Below are 23,791 nucleotides of genomic sequence, written 5' to 3' on the forward strand. Positions count from 1 at the left end.
AAATATCGTCCTATCCTTGAACCCTTGGTTTCATTCCCGTCCTGATCGTAGAAGCGTCGATCCTCATCGAAGGCTGGATTATGCTTCTCGACATAGATGGGGCCGGCAGGGTTATCCTTAGTGATAAGGTACATGTCGATGTCGTACATAGCCCAGCCTCCTCGCGCGAAGGGTAGACCATGACAACGAGGTTCACAACCGAACGCTCCCGCACCACCGAACAGGTGGAGTTCGATCCGCGATCGGGCGTGGTGCTTGCGTTCTCGTGGCTGCTGGTGCTGGCACTGGGGCTGCTGCCGCTCGCCGAGGCGAGCATGGCGCGCAGTCCCTCGATCGCGACGCCGGCGCTGATCGCCTTCTTCGTGGCGGTGGCGAGCGGTATCGTGCTGCGGCGCCGCTATACCTGGGTCGGGCTCGCGATGCACATCTACGGCCAGATCGCGATCTGGCTGTCGTTGTTCGTGATGTCGCTGGCCGCCGTGCTGTTCGTGGCGGGCGCATGACCGATCGGCGCAACAGGCCGGGCAGCGGTGCGGTCGTGCTCAGGTTCCTCGACGCGCACCAACTGGAGCATACGCCCCGGCATTATGCTTTCGCGCACCGCTACCTCCTTGGACGCGATGCTTCCTTCAGGGCGCAGGTCGACGAACTGATCGATGGCGGCGTCCGGCTGACCGAACGCCAGGTGGCCAGCTTCACGCCCGTCCCTTCACCAGAGATCGCCGCCAACGATCGACTGCTTCCCGATATCGAACGCATCTCGTTGGGTATCCTCGCAATCATCACCCAGGCGAACGACGAGGCGTCGGCGCTGACCCGCGAACTCACGCTCGCCGCGGCCGAACTGGTCGAGGGCGATGCGCAGACCGTGCGCGCGGTCGTCATGCGGATGCTGGCGCAAAGCCGCTCGGCCGAGCAGTCATTCGCCGCGGTCAGCAGCCAGACTCGCGCTCTCCATGACGATCTGCGTGCGATCCTCGACGTCGTCGAACAGGATCCCGCGACCGGGGCGCTGTCGCATGACGCGGTCCTCGACCGGCTCGCGAGCGCCCTGGCAACGGAGCCGCAGGACCTGTCGGTCGCGATGTTCAATCTCGATCACGGCAGGGATGTGCGTACGACGCATGGCGAAGCGGTCGCGGTGCGCGTGCTGCGCGTCCTTGTCGGGACCCTTGCCGAACAATGCCGCCCGTCCGCGATCGGACGGGCCGGCGACGATCGGCTGCTCGCCATCTTCCCGAACATGCCGGCGCCCGACCTCGGCGCCCTCCTCGATGCCGCCCGTCAGGCATTCGCCGCCCGGCGGATGAAGGTACGCGAAAGCGATGTCGAACTCGGCAGGATGACCTTCTCGGCCGGCGTCGCACCTGCCCGCTCGCGGACGCTCGATGAACTCCTCGGGGCACTCGCCATCCTCGCGGCTCGTGCCGGCGCCGATGGCGATGTCATCGTCAGTGAACCGCCCGTGGTGGAAATCCGATGATCGCCGGCGCAGGATGGCGCGAGCCACGTCACACAGGGAGGCGATCGTCTGTAATCGGTATCGACTGAGCGCCAGCCAAGCGGAGGTGATGCGGGCGTGCGGCTATGAGCCGCCCTACCCCGAGGACGCGAACTTCCCCGTGCCGCGCGAGATTTTTCCGACCGGCAAGAAGACCGCGCGGCATGGCCTGGTCGTGCGCCGATCGGGCGAAGGCAACCGCCCGCTCGAGCCCGTGGCGATGGAATGGGGCTTCCCGACGAAGGTCGCGAGCAAGCGCGATCCGGCGGTGAAGCTCGACAAGTACGTCACCAATGCGCGCAACCTTTCGTCCTCGATGTGGAAGCCCTCGATCGCGAACCCCGAGCGGCGCTGCCTCGTACCTTTCACGCACTTCGCCGAGCCGCATCCCGAAGGCGGCAAGGGCGACGACGGCAAGCCGCGCCAGGTCTGGTTCTCGTTGCCTGACCGGCCGATCGGCTTCTTCGCGGGGCTCTGGCGACCGACCGAGCGTGGCGACGCCTATGCCTTTTGCACCACCAGCCCGAACGAGACGGTCGCGCCGTGGCATTCCAAGGCGATGCCGGCGATCCTGCATCCGGACGACTTCACGACCTGGCTCGACGGCGATCATGCGGCGGCATTGGCGCTGGTGCGCCCGTATGACGGCGAAATGCGCGAACAGGTCGCAACACCCGATGGCGGTGACGCCTGATCGTGGATAGGGTTCGCCTGGGAAATCACAGCAAGGGAACATATACGTGGCAGTTACGACGTCCGATCTCGCCGACCAGCTCGTCAACACCCATGGTCTCGCCAAGAGCGATGCCAAGAAGCTGGTCGATGCCGTCTTTGCCAATCTGACCGCGGCGGTCGCCGGGGGTGAGGAAGTGAGCATCAACGGCTTCGGCAAGTTCAAGGTGAAGGACGTGCCCGAGCGGCAGGGTCGCAATCCGTCGAATGGCGAGGCGATCACGATCGCGGCACAGCGCAAGCTGACGTTCGCGCCGGCCAAGCAGGTCCGCGACCGCATGAACGGCAACTGAGAACCACCACCGGCGGGCGAAACCGCCCGCCGAATGAACCGGGAGGCGATATGTCGGAAAATGTCATGGACTTGCGCGCACGCGCTGCCGCTGCCCTGGCGGAAGCCGCCGAAGCCGAGTTGCCGAACCAGCGCGAGCGTGCGCTGCGTTCGGCCGAGAGCTGGACGAAGATGGCCGACATGCGGGAGCGCTTCGGTGCCAGACGGTGACGATGATGCTGGAGGCGTCGTGCTCGATCCCGCCAACCTCCGCGCGGTCGCGCTGATGGTCGAGTGGCTCGACGACAAGGCGGTGATCGAGATCTACGAGGCGGCGGAAGGCGCAGGCCCCGTGGCCGACCTTGCCGCCGAGCAGATGCGCGTTCGCGATCTGGACTTCTGATGCCACTCCCGCCCCCGCCACCTGCCTGCATCGTGATCGGCGACAGCATCGCGGTGGGAACCGCAGGCGCGCTCGCCAGCGAGGGGTTGCGTTGCGAGGTTCACGCGCGCGTCGGTGCGTCCTCTGCTGAAATGCTGCGAACCTTCACCGATGGCGCACTCCGGGAGCGAGCGGTGATCGCGCTGGGATCGAACGACGCTGGCAATCCGAACCTGTTGCGCAATCTCGTTGCGCTGCGACAACGGGTCAGGGCCGCGCGGGTTACCTGGGTCACTCCCTACGCGCCGGCAGCGGCGCGAATCAGCGCGGCCATCGCGCGATCGTTCGGCGATGAGATTGTCCATCTCACAGCGATCGATAGCCGGGATGGCATCCACCCCGTCAGCTATCGATCGGTCGCATTATCGCTGTCGTCGTCTCCGAGATACGGTGAAGATAGAGTTGCCGTTGCGCGGCAACCTCGAACCGTATCCCCTGCCCCCGCTGCTGCTGCTCGGCCGGTTCGCCAAGCAGTCGTGATGACGTTCTGATATCTGTGCGATAAGCTCGTCAGTGATTGACCAAGCGATAGTCGCCAAGGCCAGCGTGGACGCCGAGTGCGTTGATCATGGTCGCCGGTCTTGCCGGTCGATTATCGAACCACCTCCGAGCCGGTGTCAGAAAGAGGATGGATGATGACCGAGCCGAAGATTCCGATCGAGCAGAAGTCACCGCGCGACGCGATCCGGGCTATCGCCCGATCACCGTTCCGGTTGTCGGTTTCGTCCTGTGTGCTCGCGGCGATCGCGCTCCTCCTGCCCTTCATCGGGGTGCGGATCGACATCGGGTTCGTGGACCAGCGTATCTGGCTCAACGGCTTCGACGCAGCCGGCTGGGTTGCGATCGTGACGCTCAGCCTGTTCGTGTCTGCAACGGCCGCACGACGGCTCGAACAGATCGCCTCTTATCGCAGCGTGCTCGAAATGGCTGCGGTCGCTGGCGCGGCGATCACCATCCTCGTTGCGTGGTTCTACAACCCGGCGGCTGATCTTATCGAACCCTTCATGCTGCTCGAGCGTCAGTTCACGCCTGCTGGCGAGAGCTCGCAGCAGATGGTTCGACAATATCCCCACATCGGCACTGTGGTACTCGTCGCCGCGAGCAACCTTGTCATGCTCGCGCGGCGGCGAGATCGCAACGTATCGGCGGACCGCTAGTTGTAAACGGCACGTAGGCTTTGCAAAAATCTGATTTCATCCGATTGGCGTTGCAACCGTTACGTGCCGGTTACGGCGAGCATTCTACGGTGGATTGCTGTCACACGCTTGACCTGCGCGATGCTGCACCCAGCCAGTTCGGCGGTGCGGGCGATGCTCATGCCGGCATCGCGAAGCGCGACGATGCGGCGGTGGTGGGCAAGATCGGGCTTGCGCCCGGTGTATCGCCCTGCCCGTTTGGCGATCTCGATCCCCTCGCGCTGGCGCTCGCGCCGGGTTTCGTAATCGTCGCGCGCGGTTTGCAGCGCGACGCGCAGCAGCATGTCCTGCACCGCCTCCAGCACGATGCGCGCCACCCCCGAACTGTCGGCGACCAGGTCGGACAGGTCGACGATCCCCGGGACCGCCAGTCGAGCCCCCTTCCCTCTTATAGTCTCGACCAGCAGTTCCGCTTCGGGCAGCGGCAGCCGGCTGATGCGATCGATCTTCTCCGCGATCACGACTTCGCCGGGTTGCAGGTCGTCGACCATACGCAACAGTTCCGGTCGATCGGGTCGCGCACCTGACGCCTTCTCGCGGTACACCGCCGCGACATAGAAGCCGGCGGCTCGTGCACCGGCGACGATCGCCTCCTGCCGGGCCAGATCCTGTTCGTCGGTGCTGACCCGCAGATATACTCGCGCCGCCCGGATCATGTTTTGCTGCTTGCTCATCATTCCCTGGCTCAAGTGGGTATAGCCGAAATGGCCATCTCAACGACTACTGGCTCATAAAAACTTGTTGCGAACCTACGTGGCCTAGCTATCCGACGCGGCCTCAAGTGGCTACCCATCGAACCATCACGACATGGTTCATGTATCAGATGATGTCGTTACCGGCGCAGAATCGGAACCGAAGTCACCGTGGCATGGCCACGCCGGCCGCAGCGACGGCATCGCAGCCGGACAAAGCTGGACGGGACATCGCTGTCGCGGCGAAAACGCTGGAGTATTTGTTCCGAAGGGATGTTTATCGTTCGTCCGCAATCACAAACGATGCGCATGTCGGCACGATCAGCGGCCCACTGCGAGAGGGTGTTGTAGGACCGATCTGAAGTTTTCATCTGCTCACGTTATTACGCAGCCGCACTTCCTGCGGACTTTCGAACAGGTCGCGCCAGGCACGGATGCGGTAAGCGTTCCACCATCGCTGCCAGCGATGTTCCTCGGCATCGTGCAGCATGTGGCATCGCTGGCATAGCGCCGCGAGGTTGCCGGGGGTGCTGTTCCCAGGATCGTGATCGAGGTGTGCGCAGGCGAGGACGACATAGGTGGTCCTTATCCGCGCCAGCACGAACCTCTGTCCCTTGATCCGCGGCCCGGTGTTAGACCGCCAGCAGCGCGCATCGGCGTCCCACCACCGACCATCGCCGAGATGGGCGACACGGCGCTTGTGCGGCCGCGCGCACCGTTCGCACCGGCCTCTGGCGCGACCGAAGCGAACCCGGTCGGATATCTGCGGCCAGTCGATCGGATAGAGCCAGCGGTTCTCGGGGCGGATCGGCATGGCCACTTAGGGGTCACAACACGAAAGTGAATTTTGCGTACGCTAGGAGCGAACGGACAGCGAACGGCGATACTTCGCGAGAAGCAATCCGACCGCTTTCCGGGAGGTAGGTTTGATAGCTGCTACCGTGTCGCGCTGCTGCCTTTCTCGAAAAGGATGGTGTTTTGGGACAGTTACATGCTTACCGCAGTGGCACCCACCAAGCGCGCGATCATGCTTTAAGGTCAGGACTCGTTGATTACAGCCAGAAGATGACGGTGGCAGCGAGGGCGATGGCGGAGAAGAAGACGGTCGGGCAGCGGTCGTAGCGGGTTGCGACGCGGCGCCAGTCCTTGAGGCGGCCGAACATGATCTCGATGCGGTGACGTCGCCGATAGCGGCGCTTGTCGTACCTGACCGGCTCGTTGCGGGACCGCCGCCCTGGGATGCAGGGTTGGATGCCCTTGGCCTGGAGCGCATCCCTGAACCAGTCGGCGTCGTAGCCGCGGTCACCTAGCAGCCACTGAGCCTTCGGCAGGTCGTCCAGCAACGCGGCCGCACCGGTGTAGTCGCTGACCTGCCCGGCGGTCATAAAGAAGCTCAAGGGGCGTCCGTTCGCATCGGCTACGGCATGGAGCTTGGTGTTCATGCCGCCCTTGGTGCGGCCTATCAGGCGGCCAAGGCCCCCCTTTATGGATGGCTCGCCCCTTATCTGAACCGTTGTCGCTTCACGACAGCGGGTCGTTTGCGGAAGGAGCGAAGGTCATGGACATTTCTGTGCTCGGGATCGATCTTGGCAAGAATAGCTGCAGCGTGGTTGGGCTGGATGCCATTGGCAAGGTCGTCGTCCGCCGGCGAATGCGGCGCGAGACGGTCATCACCTACGCGGCGACCTTGCCGGCCTGCGTTGTGGCGATGGAGGCCTGCTGCGGTGCGCACCACATGGGACGTGCCTTGGCGCGACAAGGCCATGCGGTACGATTGATGTCGCCGGAATACGTCCGCCCTTACGTCAAGGCGCAGAAAAACGATGATCGTGATGCCGAGGCGATCGCCGAGGCGGCGACACGGCCGACTATGCGGTTTGTCGAGCTAAAGACCGAGGAGCAACTCGACATGCAGACGCTCCATCGCATCCGTGACCAGCTTGTTGGAGACCGCACCTCCTTGATGAACCAGATCAGGAGCCTCCTCCTCGAACGCGGTTACATCGTCCCGCAGGGGCGTGCAAAGCTTGCCCTTCGGCTGGGTGAGATGCTGGATGGTGACGAACCGGTACTCGGCTCCCGCATTCACCGGCTGATGAGCGACATGCGCCTGCGCTGGAGAGCGCTCGACGAACGGATCGCAGATCTCGACGCCGAGTTCACCGATGCGGCTCGGGCGGATGAACGGACACGACGATTGCTGACCATTCCAGGCATTGGCGCGCTTAATGCCACCGCGCTGGTGGCAGCGGTCGGCGATGCCCGGACCTTCGGGCGTGGGCGCGACCTTGCCGCATGGCTGGGCTTGGTGCCGCGGCAGGCCACGACCGGAGGCAAGCCGCGATTGCTCGGTATCACCAAACGTGGGAGCCGCTACCTGCGCAAGAACCTGATCCAAGGTGCGCGTGCGTCCCTGCCGGTAATGAGCAAGAGCGATACGCGACTTGGCGCCTGGCTGCGCGGTCTCCTCTCACGTTCTCATCACAACACCGTCGTGGTGGCATTGGCCGCCAAGATGGCGCGTATCGTGTGGGCGCTGCTGCGACACCAGCGCACCTACGATCCGGTTGCGCAGGCAGCCTGAACAAGCTCGGTCGGCGCTCCTTGCGCCAGCTGGATGATGTCTGCGGGAGGTGAGTGAAAGATGGCCTGACAGTCGACCGGTGTCCCGGAAACCTATGGCTAAAAATGGCACTCGATGCCGGCCCCTTTATGAGGACCAGGACGCGCGGATCTCCATCTTGGCCAACGACCTGGTGTTGGAAGGCCGGATACGTTTTCGCAGACTGCTCAGAGCATCAGACACAAACCGCTTGCCGACGGGGCGAGCCATACGTTTTACCCGCAGGCTCGATGCCGTGCGGTGCGCCTTCAGGTAGGTGGCGTCGATCATAACCGTCTTCGGCTCGGCGCCTGCCGCCGCCAGCCCTTCCATCATCCGCGTGAACACGCCTGCCTCACCCCGGCGCTTCCACCGGTTGTAGAGCGTCTTGTGTGGCCCATAGGCGCTGGGCGCATCTCGCCAGCGCAGCCCATTGCGGTTGACGAAGACGATGCCGCTCAGAACCCGTCGGTCGTCCACCCGCGGCCGGCCGTGGCTCTTGGGAAAGAACGGCCGCAGCCGCTCAATCTGCTCATCCGTCAGCCAAAACAGGCCTGTCCTGACTGACGGACGAACCGATGGGCGGCTGCAAGCAATTGCCGGATGGCACGATGCAGGCAGGGTGACCGGTCAGCGTGATGTCAATTTATCGACGCAAGGATACCTTTCTTCACACCAAAGGCCGCTGGCGGGATGTAGAACACTACGGCATTGGTTCGACAACTGGCGACATTTCGTGTATCCCGGCGCGATGAAGGATCGGCATGAAGCAGTTGTCGAAGAGGTCCTGCATTGCTCAGCCAGTGCCGCGCATTCGCTTGTTGCTGCCAGCTGGTGTCGTTCGGGCCTAAAGCACGGTCTCGACGCAGGAGCCGATCGGGTTCCAGATCTTGTATCTGCAAGTGACCTGATTCAGCGGCGGCAACGCTGTGAGTTGATGCTGGAGGTCGCGCGTCCCTTGGTCGACCAGCTGTTCCAGATCGTCTCTGCCACGGGTTGCGCCGTGATGCTGTCGGACAATGACGGTGTCGTTCTGGAAGCGCGTAGCCTCGCGGGTGACCGCGAGCTTTTCGATCGGATCGGCTTGACGCCCGGCGGAGTGTGGAGCGAAAGCCGGGAAGGCACGAACGGGATCGGCACCTGCCTGATCGAGGGTCGACCGGTCACGATCCATCGAGATGAACACTTCGCCAGCCGGAATACGGGCATAAGCTGCATGGATGCGCCGGTGCGCGATGCGACCGGCCAGCTTGTCGGCGCCTTGGATATCTCGAACTGCCGCTACGACCACAGCGCCGCGATGGGAATGCTCGTTCAGAAGATCGTGCAGGATGCCGCTCGCCGGATCGAGAGCGGCATCTTTCGCGCGCATTTCGCCTCGTACCGGATCATCGATGCCAATCTGCCAGGCGGCGATGCAGCCTTGCTGGCCGTTGATCGGGACGATCTGGTCATCGGCGCGACCTTCGCTGCAAGGCATCGGTTCAAACTGACCAACGCGTGTCTCGGGGGCCGCCGCACGGCTTCGAATATCCTCGGTGGCGAAGAAGCCACCTCGTTCGCTGACTCGGAACGGGCTTTCTTGCGCCGCGCGCTGGCGCGGGCAGACGGCAACGCCACCAAGGCGGCAAAGGAACTCGGCATCGGTCGAGCTACTCTCTATCGTCGAATGGAAAGGGTAGGTTTGCAGCGTCGCTGACATATCTGGTCTCCCCATTGTCTCGATAGCGAGACAATCGACCCATTCCATCAACCGGCAGTCCCTGTGCACCGCCGCCATCTCGCGGAACTATCGTCCTCGCGACCGGAAGGATCCGGCGGTTTCGAGAGGATGACGTGATGGACATGCAGACCAACCCCGCCACTTCGATGACGGTGCCGTTCGCGGAACGCTACGACAACTTCATCGGCGGAAAGTGGACCGCGCCCAAGGACGGGCGCTATTTCGACAACATCTCGTCGATTACCGGCAGATCCATTGGTCAGGTGGCACGCAGTCAGGCGGCCGATGTCGAAGCCGCGCTGGATGCGGCGCATGCGGCGAAGGAGGCCTGGGGCCGCACCAGCGTTAGCGAGCGAGCCTTGATCCTCAATCGGATCGCGGACCGGATGGAGGAAAATCTTCGCGAGCTCGCCATCGCGGAAACCTGGGACAACGGAAAACCGCTACGCGAGACAATGGCCGCGGACATTCCGCTGGCGATCGATCACTTCCGCTATTTCGCAGGCTGCATCCGCGCGCAGGAAGGCGGTATCTCGGAGATCGATCACGATACGGTCGCTTATCATTTCCATGAGCCACTGGGCGTGGTCGGCCAGATTATTCCGTGGAACTTCCCGATCCTGATGGCGGTGTGGAAACTCGCACCGGCACTGGCGGCAGGCAATTGCGTGGTATTGAAACCGGCCGAACAGACGCCGGCGTCGATCATGGTCCTGATGGAAATCATCGGCGACCTGCTGCCCGCCGGGGTGGTCAACGTGGTCAACGGCTTCGGCTTGGAAGCCGGCAAGCCGCTCGCCAGCAGCAACCGCATCGCGAAGATTGCCTTCACGGGCGAGACGACGACGGGTCGGCTCATCATGCAATATGCCAGCGAGAACCTGATCCCGGTGACGCTGGAGCTCGGCGGGAAAAGTCCGAACATCTTTTTCGAGGACGTATGTCGCGAGGACGACGATTATCTCGACAAGGCGATCGAGGGCCTAGTGATGTTCGCGCTCAACCAAGGCGAGGTATGCACCTGTCCAAGCCGGGCACTGGTGCATGAGAACATTTACGACCGCTTCATGGAACGCGCGATCCAGCGCGTTGAGGCGATCAAGGCAGGCAATCCGCTCGATCTGGAGACAATGATCGGCGCGCAGGCATCATCCGAACAGCAGCAGAAGATCCTATCCTACATCGATATCGGCAAACAGGAGGGCGCCGAACTGCTGACCGGCGGCGAGGCAGCCCGGTTCGAAGGCGATCTTGCAGGCGGCTACTATGTAAAACCCACCGTGTTCCGTGGCCATAACCGGATGCGGATTTTTCAGGAGGAAATCTTCGGACCGGTCCTGTCGGTCACCACCTTCAAGGACCAGGATGAGGCGCTGAACATCGCCAACGATACGCTTTATGGCCTGGGCGCGGGCGTGTGGAGCCGGGATGCGAACACCTGCTACCGCTTCGGCCGCGCGATCCGCGCGGGACGTGTGTGGACCAATTGCTACCATGCCTATCCCGCCCACGCGGCGTTCGGCGGCTACAAGCAATCCGGCATCGGGCGCGAAAACCACCGCATGATGCTCGACCACTATCAGCAGACCAAGAACATGCTGGTCAGTTACAGCCCGAAGAAGCTCGGCTTCTTCTGAGGCGAACAGCCCGGGCACGGCGACGCGGAGTTTCGCCCGCCGCCCGGCCTTCGAACGATAAAACTACAGGAGAGATGTCATGAGCAAGACCATGAAAGCCGCCGTCGTGCGCGCCTTTGGCGAGCCACTGCGGATCGAGGAAGTTCCGGTGCCCGAGGTCCAGCCCGGCATGATCCAGGTTGCCATTCAGGCCTCCGGTGTGTGTCACACCGACCTCCACGCCGCAGAAGGCGACTGGCCGGTAAAGCCCGAGCCGCCCTTTATCCCGGGCCACGAAGGCGTGGGCTTTGTCTCCGCTGTGGGCAAGGGCGTGACCCACGTGAAGGAAGGCGACCGGGTCGGCGTGCCTTGGCTCTACACCGCTTGCGGTCACTGCACGCACTGCCTCGGTGGATGGGAGACGCTGTGCGAAAGCCAGTTGAACACCGGCTATTCGGTCAATGGCGGGTTCGCCGACTACGTGCTGGCCGACCCCAATTATGTCGGCCACCTGCCGGACAATGTCGGCTTCAACGAAATCGCGCCGGTGTTGTGCGCGGGCGTGACGGTCTACAAGGGCCTGAAGATGACCGATACCCGGCCCGGCGATGCGGTCGTCATCTCCGGCATCGGCGGTCTCGGCCATATGGCGGTACAATATGCGGTGGCCATGGGGATGAAGGTGGTCGCCGTCGACGTCGACGACGCCAAACTCGACCTCGCCCGCAGGCTCGGTGCGGTGGAGACGGTCAACGCACGGACGGACAATGATCCCGCCACGACGGTAAGGCGATTGACCAGCGGAGGCGCGCGCGGCGCGCTGGTGACCGCGGTGAGCGAAAAGGCCTTTGAACAGGCGGTCGGCATGATCGGGCGCGGCGGCACCGTCGCGCTTAACGGCCTACCGCCGGGTGATTTCCCGCTCAACATCTTCGGCATGGTACTGAACGGTATTACCATACGCGGCTCCATCGTCGGCACCAGGCTGGACCTGCAGGAATCGCTCGAATTCGCTGGCGACGGCAAGGTAAAGGCGACGATCTCGACTGCCGGTCTCGAAGACATCAACTCGGTGTTCGACCGTATGCGGCAGGGCCAGATCGAAGGGCGGGTCGTCCTCGACCTGACCGTATAATGGCGAACGGTGACGAGCAGGACGAGGGAAAAATGGGGCGGGCCGCTTTGGTTCGCCGTGTGATTGCCACCGAGGCGGGAGCGGCGCTGCTGGCCGAAATCGTCGACCGTCACGGCCCGGTGCTGGTCCACCAGTCGGGCGGTTGCTGCGACGGTTCCAGCCCGATGGTTTATCCCCGCAGCGAGTTTTGCCTTGGCGGATCGGACGTGCTGCTCGGCACCATAGGCACCACGCCAGTCTATATCGGGGCGCAGCAATTCGCGGCATGGAAGCACACGCAGCTGATCCTCGACGTGGTGGAGGGACGGGGCGGGATGTTCAGCCTCGACAACGGAACGGGCCGACGCTTTCTCGTGCGAAGCCGTGTCTATGAGAAGGCCGAGATCACCATGTTGGCGGCAACCGACAGGCTTCACGCGATGCAAGCATCGGTGGAGCGCGATCCCGACGCCTTTTGGCTGGCCGAGGCATGCCGCCTGAACTGGAGCGTCTTCCCGACCAAAGCGGACGAGAGCAGCTTCGACAAAGCCGACTTCGGCATTCGCTGGTTTGCCGACGGCGAACTGAATGTTTCGGTCAACTGCCTCGATCGCCATCTGGATGCCCGTGGCGACAACGCCGCCATCGTTTTCGAAGGGGACGAGCCGGGCGAGGGGCGAACCCTCACTTACCGCGAACTGCATACGGAAGTCTGTCGTTTCGCCAATGTGTTGAAGGGCCGCGGCGTCGCCAAGGGAGATCGGGTAGTCCTGTACATGCCGATGGTACCCGAAGCCGCGATCGCCATGCTTGCCTGCACACGAATCGGCGCGGTACATTCGGTGGTGTTCGGTGGCTTTTCACCCGATAGTCTGTCTGATCGTATTTCCGATTGCGGCGCCAAGCTCGTTATCACCGCCAATGAAGGCAGGCGCGGCGGCAGGTCGGTTCCCCTAAAGGCCAATGTCGACGCGGCCTGTGCAAAGGCGGGCGGGGTCGAAACGGTTATCGTCGTACAGCGGACGACGACCGAGGTCGATCTCAAGGAGGGCCGCGATTGGTGGTGGCACGACTTGAGCAAAGGGGTCGATGCCGATTGTCCGCCCGAGCCAATGAATGCGGAAGATCCGCTGTTCATTCTCTACACCAGCGGATCGACCGGCAAGCCCAAGGGCGTGCTGCACAGCACCGGCGGTTATCTCCTGTGGGTCACGCTCACCACGGATCTTCTATTCGGGTTAGCCGACGACGATCTATTCTGGTGCACGGCCGATGTCGGTTGGATCACGGGCCACAGCTATGTCGTTTACGGGCCGCTCGCGAACGGCGCCAGCACGGTAATGTTTGACGGCGTGCCGACCTATCCTGATGCCGGACGCCTATGGGAAACGTGCCAGCGTCTGGGCGTCACCGTGTTCTACACCGCGCCGACCGCGATCCGCGCGCTGATGCGCGAAGGAGAGGAGCCGGTGAAACAACACGATCTGTCCCGGCTGCGGCTGCTCGGCACCGTAGGCGAGCCGATCAATCCCGAGGCCTGGAACTGGTATCACCGCGTGATCGGCGGCGAGCGTTGCGACATCGTCGACACATGGTGGCAGACCGAAACTGGCGCGGCGCTGATCGCGCCCGTGAACGGCACGGCGGAGGCGAAGCCAGGATCGGCGACCAAGCCGCTGCCGGGTGTATTTCCGGAACTGGTCGATGCCGAAGGCCGCACACTGGCCGGCGCGGTGGAGGGCAATCTCGTCCTCACCCGTAGCTGGCCCGGTCAGATGCGCACGGTTTACGGCAATCACGAACGCTTCTTTCAGACCTATTTCAGCACCTACCCGGGCAGCTATTTCACCGGAGACGGCGCACGTCGCGATGCCGATGGCGATTACTGGATTACCGGCCGGGTGGATGATGTGATCAACGTATCGGGCCACCGCATGAGCACCGCCGAAGTCGAAAGCGCGCTGGTGGCGCATGAGCGTGTGGCGGAAGCGGCGGTGGTGGGCATGCCGCACGATATCAAGGGACAAGGCATTTACGCCTTCGTGACGCTCAACGCGGATCAGGAGGGCGACGAGGCCCTGCGTGCCGCGCTGTGCAAATGGGTGCGCAGCGAGATCGGTCCGATCGCCACGCCCGATGCGATCCAGTTTGCGCCCAGCCTACCCAAGACGCGCAGCGGCAAGATCATGCGCCGCATTCTGCGCAAGATTGCCGAAGGGAAACCGGGCGAAGTCGGAGACATGTCAACCTTGGCCGACCCTGCGGTGGTCGACGAACTCGTGGCCAACCGCATCAGCGCCTAGGGTCCGTGACGGGGACAGGAAAGCTTTCCGAAGTTAGGATCGTCTCCGGCACCGTCTCGTTTGGGAAGGCGCAGCGAGAAAGCTGGGCAGGATCGTTCTCTTGATGCGCCTAGGGGAGCTACTTTCTCGAAATCTGTTCCCGATTGAGTTTTCTCAAAACAGCCCGTCGTACATGGGAAAGCGGGAATATTTCTGCACGGCAAATGGCCGGTTTCGAAACGCCGAGACGATTTACTGAACGGCAGGATTTGGGCGGTTCCTGCCGTCGCCGTCAAACGCTGGTATGCCGGTCAGCGTCAGAGTGTCCGGCAGCGCACGGTTTTGACGGCTTGCCGGACAAGATCGGCGCGCAACGGGTTTACGGACACGTTCTGTTCGCTCCTAGCGTACGCAAAACTCACTTTCGTGTCGTGACCCCAATGTGAGCATGAGGGCACCGATATCGAGCAAGCTACGCTGAATGCGAGCACAGCGTCGTTGAGCGCGAGCACGCGCGGTCGCCCGTTCTCACCAAGCGTGAGCAGGAATCTACGCTGATTGCGAGCAAGACAAGCTGTAAGCGTGGCCTGAGGGCCGCCTTGCCCGTTTGGCCGTAGCCGGGATGCTTATCGTCTTTGACGAGGGCGCGGGCGGTGCGGGAAGTTTTCGGTTCTGAGACTGGTCGTACGAGCGCTCGACGGCCTCGGTGGAGGTGGAGGCGATCCGCGAGCGGTGGGCCGGGATGGTCAACAGCGCGCTGGAACACGCCCAGGTAGCCGAGCGGGTCGATCACCGCAGTTACGAGCGTCAGGGGCTGGATATCGAACCGACCGTGAAGATGGGCCATGCGTCGGCCGCGATCGAGCGGCGCGCGTCGGCCGAGCAGATCGCGGCCGGCAAGGAGCCGCACGCCGTTACCCCGCGCGGGCAGATGAACGAGGCGATCATGGAGAAGCGGGGGCTGGGCTTCTACATCGAGCGTGGTCAGGAGCGGATACGGGAGTGGTCCCACCAACTCCGCGAGCGTGCCGATCTAGCGATGCAGGGCATGTCCAGCTTGGTCCAGGGCGCAGCGCGGGCGATGCGATCGGGGCTACAGACCAGCAGCGAGGGCGGGTTCGGGGCGGTGCCGGCGCTCGACCAGTCACCCCAGCGCGACCAGGTGCCGGCGATTGAGCTGGACCAATCGGGGCAGCGTGGGCGCGATCGGCAGCGAGAGCAGGAGCTAGACCGTCAGCGTGGACGTGACGGGCCGGATATCGGGTTCGGGCGGTAGGGTCGCTGTCGAAGAATCGTTTTCGGCAGAGTGTAAGGTAATGCTTGACAAATGTCAGGAAATGCCTTACAATGTGTCTATGATTAAAACATACACCAGCAAGGCGCTCGAAGCCTTCGCCACCAAGGGAGATGGCTCAAAACTTCCCGTCCAGAACCACAACCGCGTTCGCCGCATCCTGCTCACGCTGGATGCTGCCACGAAGCCCGAGGACATGAATGTTCCGGGCTTTCGCTTTCATGGGTTGAGCACCAAGCCCAAACGATATGCGGTCGATGCCAGCGGCAATTACCGGGTCACATGGGCTTGGGATGACGGCGATGCGATCGACGTGAACATCGAGGACTATCACTAGGAGGGTGTCCCCCCTCCTAAAAATCTGTCAGTCATTGCTTGACATGTAAGGCTTTAGTTTACACATAGGACTTACACAGAGACGCATGATGATCCGGGATCGGCCCGGACAGGAGACAGATGATGAACCAGCTCGTATCCGGCCTTGCCCCGATGCACCCCGGTGAGCTGCTGCGGGAGGACATTCTGCCCGCGCTCAACAAGCCCAAGGCGGAGATCGCCAGGCTGATCGAGGTGTCGCGGCAGACCCTCTACGATATCCTCGCTGAAAAGCAGGATGTCACCCCGACTATGGCGCTTCGGATCGGCAAGCTCACCGGCACCACGCCCGAAATGTGGGTGAACATGCAGCGCAATTACGACCTGCGCGTGCAGGCCGTGAAGGATGCCGATATCATCGCGCGTATCCCGACCTTGGAAGCCGCCTGATCCTTTCTCGATTTCCCGTCGAGGTCGAGCCATTTCGGGAAAAGTGAATTGGGAACAAATTCTGGGAAAAGCCCGCCTCGCCGCCCGCTTTACGCCGACAGCGAGGCGGGCTCTCTCATACGCCCTCGTTTCAGAGAAGCGCAGGTCGGACCTGCAAAAAGGGCTTGCAATGTAGGATTCTAAATCGTTCACCCTTTGTTCCGCACTCATGGTGAGTCGGGCTTGGGTGGTCCGCCGCAACGGTCGGGCCGTCCATGCTGTAGATGATCGTCATCAGGAGAATGCATGCGTACGTTGCTTACCGTCATTTCGGCCCTTCTCTGCACCACGCCGCTCGCGGCGCAGGAGATGAAGGCTCCCCCACTCCCGACACCGCAAAACTCCAAGGGGTCGGGCAAGGACCTCCAGGTCGAGTACCTAGCCCAGCAATACGGTATCTCGGCCGCGGAGGCGGCAGAGCGTGTCGACGTCCTCCGCGATGTCCAGCAAATCGTGGACGTCGCGGTCGCCAGCGATCCGGACGGCTTCGCGGGCCTGTGGGTGGAGCACACGCCGACGTTCAAGATCATCGTCGCATTCACCGGCCAGGACGAGCGCAAGGCGTTCCTGGATCAGATTCCGGCGAAGCTGCGGCGCTATGTGCAGCTGCGCAACGCGACCAAATCGCTCGCGGCGGCGCAGCAGGACCTGGATGCGATCTTGAAGGCCATCACCGCCGCCAAGCTTCCCTTCGAGACGTATTTCGAGCCGAGAAGCCAGAATTATGTCGTCACGGTGAAAGACCAAGCGGCTGCTCAGACGGCCCGGGGCTTGATCCCCCCGACGTTGCGCTCGGCCGTGAAGGTCGAGGTGGGGCCGATTCTACAAACCTTCCAGACCAACGTGCGGCCAGGCGATGCGGTCTATGGCGGATGGGAGCTGGTCGACTCGACCGGGCGCGCGACCTGTAGTTACGGTTTCGCCGGAAGGGACAGCAACGGCCGGGACTCGATCCTGACCGCCGCCCACTGCCGGACGAACCCGCCCTACGTGGTCGGGTCCGATGGTAGCCACCTGGTGCAACTGCCGGCCGCAACGGAGACGCGTTATGGCGACCTCTATGATTTCCGTTATCATCCGGTGGTCGGCCTTAGCACCGGGTACTGGGTCTATTTCCAGAACTCCAAGGCGGTGACCGATTACCCGTCCTACGTGAACACGGTTCCGGGCTTCTATGGAGATGGCTATTTCACCACCCGGGGTACGCTCAAGCAGTCGTCCTACAACTCGAACCACTATATCGGAATGCCCGTGTGCAAGAGCGGCATGACGACCGGCTTCACCTGCGGCACCGTCCAGTCAAGCTCGGTGTCGGGCACCGATGATCGAGGCGTGAGTTATTCGAGCTTCGTGAAGGTCAGCGGATCGAGCCAGCAGGTGATCGCCTTCGGCGGCGACAGCGGGGCGCCTGTATTCTCATACCCGAACGGCTCGTACGAGATCGTCGCCTATGGCATTCTCAAGGGAGGCAGCACCGACGCTTATGGGCGTCCCTGCACCGGGAGCGCTTGTTCGTTCTCATATATGCCGATCGATCGGGTGAACGACAGGGTTCCCTTCCTGATCCACACCACCCAAGGGCTATTGGTGCCTTGAGCGCCCGAGCGGTCCCGATGATGTTGGCGTTAGGGGCGCTCGCCGCCTGTAACGCTGACCGGGAGAAGAAGGTATGGCCGTTCGCGGTTGGCCAAAGCTCGGGCGTGACGGTCGTGACCGAGCTGCCGGAGGCCGCGAACCGGTTGCGGAACGCCACACGGGATTATGGCACCTTCTTCGTGAAGGATGGCTGCCTTCAGGTCCGCGTCGGCTCCACCGTCCTGACGCCGGTCCTGCCGCTAGGATCGACCCTCGACGCTCGCGGCGACGCGATCGTCGTGGGAGGTAGGCGGTTTCCGATCGGGCGGGAGTACAGCCTGCCCTTTGCTTCGGAGGTCGGCGCCGAAGCCGGCGAGGCGGCCGCCTCGATCGGCTTGCCCGATAGATGCTCTCAACGGCTCCTTAGCATGGGCTCGCCCGGGTAGGTGTAGGGGCTTGCAATCGTAGCGGTGTCTGCTCGCCAACAGCGCTATTTCCTGCTCACGCTATCTGCCACTGGCGCGTGGCACCGTGCTCGAATTAGCTGCCAATGTGCTCGCCATCATCCGGCGCTGCTCGCAAACGAGGCGTCGCACTCACGTTATCTGCCAACAGCTTCGACCGCCAAGGGGAGGTCGATCAGACGGCCATAGGTTGTCCCGTTTCTCCATCTGCACCGGGCAGTTTCGGGAAAAGCCAATCGGGAACACATTTCGGGAAAATGGCGCCCTCGTTGCCATCGAGCGCGCCTTCCCGCCGTCAGCCGTCCCACGCGACCTTCGTTTGAGGGAAAGGAGATGACCACCAAGCGGGGGCGTGGTAGCCCTCAGCTATGCCAGCACCGAAGCGCGACGCGCTTCGCACTCTATGCGTGGGAACCGCTGAGCCTCCGCCAAAGCAGGCGCGGGACCGGCCTATCTTGGTTGAGCGGCTTCCAACTGGCGCAGCAGCCGGTGAGCATCGAACGGCTTGGGGAGGAAGGTGGTCTGAGGCGGTAGCTCGCTGTCCGGGATATGGAGATTGCCCGACACCACGAACAACACCGTCGGCGGAAACCGCTCGCGGACGTAGTGGGCGAGCTTCACGCCATCCATCGAGCCCGGCATCTGCACGTCGGTCAGGACGGCGCGGACCTCCTTGTGGTGGTCGAGGATGCGGATCGCGTCGTCGGCGTTCTCGGCCTCGAACACCCGCCACCCGGCGGCCTCGAAGAAGTCCACCAGATCGAAGCGGATCAGGGCTTCGTCCTCCACGATCAGGATCGTCTTGGTGCCGATCGGCGTACTCTGGCCCACGCTTACTTCCCGGTCACGATTGCGGCGTCTCCGAGCCGCGCTTCCAACTGAAAAACCAAACCTTCCGGCCGGTAGTCGGTTGCGGCCTGCCCCCGGAAATATGATCGAAGCGACCGCTCGATGAGGGTGGACCCGAAACCCTTCCTTTCTGACGACCTCGCGGGCGGGCCATGACGACAACGCATTTCTGCGGCCCGCCGCTTGTCAGAACTGTTCTGGAAACCTGCTTCGCAAAAGCGCTTGCCGGCTACGGGTTTGGAGAGCCCATTGGCACGGAGCGTGAGCACAACGCCCCGTTTGCAAGCAGCGCCGGATGATGGCGAGCACACTGGCAGATAATTCGAGCAGGACGCTCCCCGCCAGTGGCAGAAAGCGTGAGCAGGAAATCAGGCTGTTTGCGAGCACACGCCGCTACGATTGCAAGCGCCTACAAGTAAGATCTCGCGCCGGCTATCTGGGCGAGCTTGGCGTAGGATTCCGCCCCCTCCCGCAAACGCCCCCAACCAACGGCTGCAATTCGACCACAAGCGGCGCGAAGATCCGAAACTGCGATCGGGCTTGCAGATGGTCAAGAGAAGTGGACTTGCTGTGGCTGGCCAGTCCAGATGGCGATCAAATGACCGGTAGAGGTGAATTTGGAATAGGCAGTTTTTATTCTCTCTATCCTAGGAAATCGCACGCCGTCCCAAAGCCGGATCGTCTGTGAAGATCGCATCGACACCCGTTGCAAGATAGCGCTGCATCTCTGCAATGCTGCCTTCTTCGTTGCGCGCGGAAACGCCTTTGTCGCTGCGAAAATCGGCGGCCAGGAACTGATTTTCCGGGCGGAAGGTCCAGATGCTGACGAGAAGGCCCGCCGCATGTGCGGCATCGACGAGCCCCGTGGGTTTTGTCAGGCGCTGATCCTCGTCCACAGGAATGATCATCCGGACATGGGGCGCAAGATAATCTGCATAGCTGGCGATTTCGGAAAGACCTGCGGGCGTCAGCATATCGCGATAGAAGCGCTTGTTGCCCGCCGCCTGCACATCGGCCGGCATCTGGGCCGGGTCGCCGATCAACTGGGCCAGCTGGATGTTGGGATAGGCGCCGATCCTGCCGCGCAACGCGCGTAGATTAGCGACCTCGAACGACTGGATGGCGAACGGCGCGCGTTGCAGATAGGCGCTCTTGCCGATGATATCGATCAGCCGCTGCTCCTGTTGCAGGCCGATGCCTGCGAAATAGGTGGAATGCTTGATCTCCGGGATCAGGCCGATGGTCCGGCCGCGCGCGGCGGATTCGGCCGCCACGAAATCGGCGATTTCCTCCATCGACACGATCTGGAATGCGCCGTCATAGGATTGGCTTTCGGGCCGTATGGCGCCCAGCCGCTCTTTCGCGCGTAACGTCTTGAGTTCCGCGAAGGTGAAATCCTCCGTGAACCAACCTTCCTGTCGCTCGCCGTCGATCGTTTTGACCGTCTTGCGCGCGGCAAAATCGGCCCGGGCGGCAACGTCGCTGGTTTCCGCGATATTATTCTCGTGCCGCGCGACCAGCACGCCGTCCTTCGTAGCGACCAGGTCAGGCTCGACATAGTCGGCCCCGTCTTGGATCGCCTTGGCATAGGCGGCAAGCGTATGTTCTGGGCGCAGCGCCGACGCGCCGCGATGGGCGATGAGCAGCGGCGGACCCTTGCGACGGGCAGGGGCGGCGATCGCTGCCCCCACATCCGTCGCAAATGCGGCGGTCAGGCCGGCACCCGCCTGAAGCAGCGAACGGCGGGATACCGACCTGTCCTGCATCAGTAGTTCACCGACAATGTGGCGAACCACTGGCGCGGCGGGATTGGGTAGACATTGTAATTGTTGGTGTTCGCACTCGCCTGCACCGTCGATGCACCCGTCGTGTCGAACAGGTTGGTGACGTTCAGGCTGATCTCTGCCTTTTGCAGGCCGACCATGCTGGCGGGCAGGCGATAAGCGATCCGGGCGCTGGCCTGGAACACCGACTTGACCGATGCATCGTTGGTAAAGGTGGTGAAACGGCGGCCGACATAGTCGCCGATCATCTGGGCATCGAAATCGCCGAGCGTCAGCGTCGCGACCGTCTTGTTCATCCACTTCGGGCTGACCGGGATCAGCTTGCCGCCGGTGGGCACGACGCCGCCCACGGTCGCGATGCCGCCGATCCGCGTGCCGGTCGCGGCGCCAGTGATAGTGCTATAGTCGCTGTCGTAGATGGAGCGGTTGTAGGACACGGCGTTGTAGAGCGAGAAGACCTGCCCGAAGCGCAGCGTCAGCGCCGCGTCGATACCGTCCGTCTTCACGCCGCCGACGTTGAACACGGCGGGTGTGCCGCCGCTGATGCCACTGCCGCCGATGCCGCCGATCGCGCCGGGAGGCGTGATGCCAAGCAGGCGATCGCTGAAATCGACATGATAATAGTTCACCTGCGCTTCGATCCCGGTCAGGAACGAACTGTCGATGGTCCGGCGGCTGCGTAGGCCGATTTCATAGACCCAGGAGGTTTCGGGGCGGCCATTGAACTTCAGATTGTCGAATGCCGCCTGGCTGCCGCTGCTCCACGGCGTGACGCCGCCGCCGCCATAAGGCTGGAAGTGGCGCAGGTTCTTCTGCACGTTGACATAGACCTGCTCGCTGTCGGTGAAGTCCCACTTCGCGCCGATCGCGGGCAGGAACCAGCGCTTGGTGTTGATCTCGCCTTCGGGCAGGGCGCTTGCCGAACCAGGCAGCGATCCGATGATCGGCTGGACCGGGAAGGTGCCGCTGGCAAATTGCAGGCTGGACTTGAAACCGCCCTGGACCAGCAGGCTGGGCGTGACCTGCCAGCTGTCCTGCACATGAAGTTGCAGAACATTGGTGCGCATCTCGCTGGCATATTGGGTGAACAGCGGATCATGCGGCGGCAGCGAATAGGGGTTGTAGTCCTGCGGCCGGGTCACATTGAGCGCATACCAGTTCCGATAGGCGGCCGAGCTGTTATATTCGTACCACGCACCAAGCTGAATCTGATGGTTGCCCAACGTCGCGTCGATCGAGGACAGGATGCCGCCGCGATCGATGCGATATTCGGTGGTACGGATCGCATAGCCCGAATTGCCGGTGGCCGTCTTCAGATTCTGGCCGGGGAAATAGAGCGAGAACAGGTTGGGCAGGCCCGCGACCGTGATCGGTCCGGCGACGATGCCCGCGCCGTCATTATTATGATAATATACCTGGTTCGACCAGTCGACTTGGTCGGACAGATGGGCCTGATATTTGATGTAGCCCAGATAATCGGTCCGGATCGCGGCGCTGTAATAGTTGCGATAATTCTGCGCCTCGGCGGCCGGCACATTGCCGCTGGCGTTCAGATAAGCGACCGCGCCGGCGAAATCGGGGTAGAAGAAGGGGCGGGTATAGGGCTGATAGGCCTGCGCCGCATTGGTAGGGTTCTTGAAGACGGTGGTCGCGTCCTCATTGGGTTCCTGCTTGTCGGAATAGCTGAAATAGGCGGTCAGCTTGCCATTGCTGTCGTCATGGACGAATTTGGCGTTGGCGGCCCAGCCCTTCTGCTTGCCGCGGAAATCCCAGGCGCGCGCACGCTGGCGCAGGACCGAGACATAGCCGCTATTGCCGTCGCCAAACTCGCCGCTGTCGAGGCGAACGAATGTGCGGGCCGTCCCGTAGCTGCCGAAAGTGTGGTTCAACTGTGCGCCCATCTGCTGGCGCGGATCGCTGGAGAAATTCTCGATCCCGCCGCCCAGGTTGCTGGTCGACGCGATGCCCAGTTCCGCGGTGCCGGTGGCGACAACGACGCTGCCGACATTTTCGGAGATGATAGCGCGCTGCGGAGAGAGGCCGTTGAAATTGCCGTAGCTCTGATCGCCCAGCGGCACGCCGTCCAGGGTATGGCCCAACTGCTGAGCGCTGAAGCCATGGATGAAGAGCGAGGCGTTCTGCTCGTTGTTGCCCCACGGATCGGCAGTCACATACATGACACCCGGCAGGGTCTGGATCGCCTTGAACGGCGCAACGCCCGGCAGGATCTTCTGGATTTCGGTTGTGGTAATGGCGGTCGCAGAGCGTGTAGCCTTAACACCGGTCACGACGATGGACGTTGCCTCGCCATCGACCTGCGCCGCTTGGTCTGCTGCGGGCGTGGGCGTCTGCGAAAAAGCGGGCGCGCTTACTACCAGAGCGAGCAGGCCGGCACTGCCTAGCAGGCAGGCGCGCGAACGCGTGTGCAAAATATTCATGACCCAATATCCCCCAAGCAGCGCGCAATTTCGCACTTGCAGCATCGCGTTAAATGGAGCGAGTTGCGATTTCCGGTCCGTTTCGGGTCGATTTGATGACATTTGGGCGGCGGACATGTTGCATTGCGTCCTGACGCTTATGATGGCGGTCAAGGTGCGGTGTAGGTCCGAATTTCGGCGAGAGATATCAGGCGTGGCTGTGTATTGGTCCGTCTGCGCTCAGTAAGTAGCCCAAGCTTTTCGGTAAGGGGAAAGTTCGCAGGCGAGCATCGGGCATTGTGCAGCAAATGACGATAGTGGGTTGGGCTCAGAGACTATTTTCTCCCGAGCCGATAGTTGTTGTGCCCGGTTGCTATGCCGTGAGTCAGTTTTACGGATAGAATCTCTCGTACAAAAAAGTCCGCGTCGTAAT

At 62.5% G+C, this 23,791-nt stretch carries 23 protein-coding genes and 2 pseudogenes; 18 read left to right on the plus strand and 7 right to left on the minus strand.

Going from position 1 to position 23,791, the window contains the following annotated elements; genetic code table 11:
• The first annotated feature begins 179 nt into the window (after positions 1-179).
• The 8 genes from BMX36_RS22220 to BMX36_RS17760 all read left to right on the plus strand — a co-directional run bounded on the left by BMX36_RS22220 (position 180) and on the right by BMX36_RS17760 (position 4,103).
• A complete protein-coding gene (locus tag BMX36_RS22220; RefSeq protein ID WP_256210871.1) occupies positions 180-503 on the plus strand; it encodes a hypothetical protein in 324 nt (107 codons plus the stop codon).
• Positions 500-1,483 carry a diguanylate cyclase domain-containing protein gene (locus BMX36_RS17735; RefSeq protein WP_093067788.1) on the plus strand — a complete coding sequence of 328 codons (984 nt, stop codon included), beginning with the start codon at positions 500-502 and terminating at the stop codon, positions 1,481-1,483. Before BMX36_RS22220 ends, BMX36_RS17735 begins: the two co-directional genes overlap by 4 nt.
• A 13-nt stretch (positions 1,484-1,496) precedes the next feature.
• On the plus strand, positions 1,497-2,195 hold the full coding sequence (locus BMX36_RS17740; protein ID WP_093067791.1) for an SOS response-associated peptidase: 699 nt from the start codon (positions 1,497-1,499) through the stop codon (positions 2,193-2,195).
• Positions 2,196-2,241: 46 nt separating this feature from the next.
• Positions 2,242-2,526 (plus strand): HU family DNA-binding protein, encoded by a 285-nt coding sequence (locus tag BMX36_RS17745; RefSeq protein ID WP_093067794.1) that lies wholly within the window; start codon positions 2,242-2,244, stop codon positions 2,524-2,526.
• A gap of 65 nt (positions 2,527-2,591) precedes the next feature.
• Positions 2,592-2,735 (plus strand): hypothetical protein, encoded by a 144-nt coding sequence (locus tag BMX36_RS21805; protein ID WP_177179213.1) that lies wholly within the window; start codon positions 2,592-2,594, stop codon positions 2,733-2,735.
• Positions 2,722-2,907: a hypothetical protein gene (locus BMX36_RS17750; protein ID WP_093067797.1), complete on the plus strand. Its 186-nt coding sequence runs from the start codon at positions 2,722-2,724 to the stop codon at positions 2,905-2,907. Before BMX36_RS21805 ends, BMX36_RS17750 begins: the two co-directional genes overlap by 14 nt.
• Positions 2,907-3,437 (plus strand): SGNH/GDSL hydrolase family protein, encoded by a 531-nt coding sequence (locus BMX36_RS21960; RefSeq protein ID WP_093067800.1) that lies wholly within the window; start codon positions 2,907-2,909, stop codon positions 3,435-3,437. The genes BMX36_RS17750 and BMX36_RS21960 overlap by 1 nt, the downstream gene beginning before the upstream one ends.
• A gap of 144 nt (positions 3,438-3,581) precedes the next feature.
• On the plus strand, positions 3,582-4,103 hold the full coding sequence (locus BMX36_RS17760; RefSeq protein WP_218142210.1) for a hypothetical protein: 522 nt from the start codon (positions 3,582-3,584) through the stop codon (positions 4,101-4,103).
• 59 nt (positions 4,104-4,162) lie between these two features.
• On the opposite strand, the gene BMX36_RS17765 is transcribed toward BMX36_RS17760, so the two are convergent.
• The 3 genes and pseudogenes from BMX36_RS17765 to BMX36_RS17780 form a co-directional block, all read right to left on the minus strand.
• Positions 4,163-4,816, minus strand: a complete 654-nt coding sequence (locus BMX36_RS17765) for a recombinase family protein (RefSeq protein WP_371262943.1) — start codon at positions 4,814-4,816, stop codon at positions 4,163-4,165.
• A gap of 385 nt (positions 4,817-5,201) precedes the next feature.
• Complete coding sequence (locus BMX36_RS17775; RefSeq protein ID WP_093067811.1) at positions 5,202-5,648, minus strand: hypothetical protein; 447 nt, start codon at positions 5,646-5,648, stop codon at positions 5,202-5,204.
• Positions 5,649-5,886: 238 nt separating this feature from the next.
• A pseudogene (locus BMX36_RS17780) lies at positions 5,887-6,342 on the minus strand (IS5 family transposase); the annotation flags it as partial.
• Positions 6,343-6,392: 50 nt separating this feature from the next.
• On the opposite strand from BMX36_RS17780, the gene BMX36_RS17785 reads away from it, so the two are divergent.
• A complete protein-coding gene (locus tag BMX36_RS17785; RefSeq protein WP_093067843.1) occupies positions 6,393-7,418 on the plus strand; it encodes an IS110 family RNA-guided transposase in 1,026 nt (341 codons plus the stop codon).
• Between the two features lie 240 nt (positions 7,419-7,658).
• Here the strand turns inward: BMX36_RS17785 and BMX36_RS17790 are convergent.
• A pseudogene (locus BMX36_RS17790) lies at positions 7,659-8,033 on the minus strand (transposase); the annotation flags it as partial.
• A 25-nt stretch (positions 8,034-8,058) separates the two neighbouring features.
• Between BMX36_RS17790 and BMX36_RS17795 the strand changes: the two are divergent.
• From BMX36_RS17795 to BMX36_RS17835, 9 genes are all read left to right on the plus strand, one after another.
• Complete coding sequence (locus BMX36_RS17795; RefSeq protein WP_231738994.1) at positions 8,059-9,135, plus strand: helix-turn-helix domain-containing protein; 1,077 nt, start codon at positions 8,059-8,061, stop codon at positions 9,133-9,135.
• Between the two features lie 140 nt (positions 9,136-9,275).
• Entirely contained in the window at positions 9,276-10,796 is a 1,521-nt protein-coding gene (adh, locus tag BMX36_RS17800) for an aldehyde dehydrogenase (protein ID WP_066278437.1), read from the plus strand.
• 79 nt (positions 10,797-10,875) lie between these two features.
• Positions 10,876-11,910 (plus strand): alcohol dehydrogenase AdhP, encoded by a 1,035-nt coding sequence (adhP, locus tag BMX36_RS17805; RefSeq protein ID WP_066278433.1) that lies wholly within the window; start codon positions 10,876-10,878, stop codon positions 11,908-11,910.
• Positions 11,910-14,192 (plus strand): acetate--CoA ligase, encoded by a 2,283-nt coding sequence (gene acs, locus BMX36_RS17810; protein ID WP_256210873.1) that lies wholly within the window; start codon positions 11,910-11,912, stop codon positions 14,190-14,192. The genes adhP and acs overlap by 1 nt, the downstream gene beginning before the upstream one ends.
• Before the next feature lie 691 nt (positions 14,193-14,883).
• Positions 14,884-15,447, plus strand: a complete 564-nt coding sequence (locus BMX36_RS17815) for a MobA/MobL family protein (RefSeq protein WP_131818580.1) — start codon at positions 14,884-14,886, stop codon at positions 15,445-15,447.
• A 40-nt stretch (positions 15,448-15,487) separates the two neighbouring features.
• Positions 15,488-15,802 carry a type II toxin-antitoxin system RelE/ParE family toxin gene (locus BMX36_RS17820; RefSeq protein WP_079246893.1) on the plus strand — a complete coding sequence of 105 codons (315 nt, stop codon included), beginning with the start codon at positions 15,488-15,490 and terminating at the stop codon, positions 15,800-15,802.
• Between the two features lie 122 nt (positions 15,803-15,924).
• Positions 15,925-16,230, plus strand: a complete 306-nt coding sequence (locus BMX36_RS17825) for a HigA family addiction module antitoxin (protein WP_205499322.1) — start codon at positions 15,925-15,927, stop codon at positions 16,228-16,230.
• A gap of 294 nt (positions 16,231-16,524) precedes the next feature.
• Positions 16,525-17,865, plus strand: a complete 1,341-nt coding sequence (locus BMX36_RS17830) for a S1 family peptidase (protein ID WP_156455409.1) — start codon at positions 16,525-16,527, stop codon at positions 17,863-17,865.
• Positions 17,866-17,882: 17 nt separating this feature from the next.
• The gene (locus BMX36_RS17835) at positions 17,883-18,290 is read left to right on the plus strand and encodes a hypothetical protein (protein WP_047867216.1); all 408 of its coding nucleotides are present in this window, start codon (positions 17,883-17,885) and stop codon (positions 18,288-18,290) included.
• A 468-nt stretch (positions 18,291-18,758) separates the two neighbouring features.
• On the opposite strand, the gene BMX36_RS17840 is transcribed toward BMX36_RS17835, so the two are convergent.
• From BMX36_RS17840 to BMX36_RS17855, 3 genes are all read right to left on the minus strand, one after another.
• Positions 18,759-19,139 (minus strand): response regulator, encoded by a 381-nt coding sequence (locus tag BMX36_RS17840; RefSeq protein ID WP_010409231.1) that lies wholly within the window; start codon positions 19,137-19,139, stop codon positions 18,759-18,761.
• Positions 19,140-19,804: 665 nt separating this feature from the next.
• Positions 19,805-20,923 carry a glycerophosphodiester phosphodiesterase gene (locus tag BMX36_RS17850; protein WP_004212909.1) on the minus strand — a complete coding sequence of 373 codons (1,119 nt, stop codon included), beginning with the start codon at positions 20,921-20,923 and terminating at the stop codon, positions 19,805-19,807.
• Positions 20,923-23,379, minus strand: coding sequence for a TonB-dependent receptor (locus BMX36_RS17855; protein WP_093067849.1), 2,457 nt, complete (start codon positions 23,377-23,379; stop codon positions 20,923-20,925). Before BMX36_RS17855 ends, BMX36_RS17850 begins: the two co-directional genes overlap by 1 nt.
• Positions 23,380-23,791 lie beyond the last annotated feature (412 nt).

Source organism: Sphingomonas sp. OV641 (assembly GCF_900109205.1).
In the GTDB taxonomy this organism is placed as follows: domain Bacteria; phylum Pseudomonadota; class Alphaproteobacteria; order Sphingomonadales; family Sphingomonadaceae; genus Sphingomonas.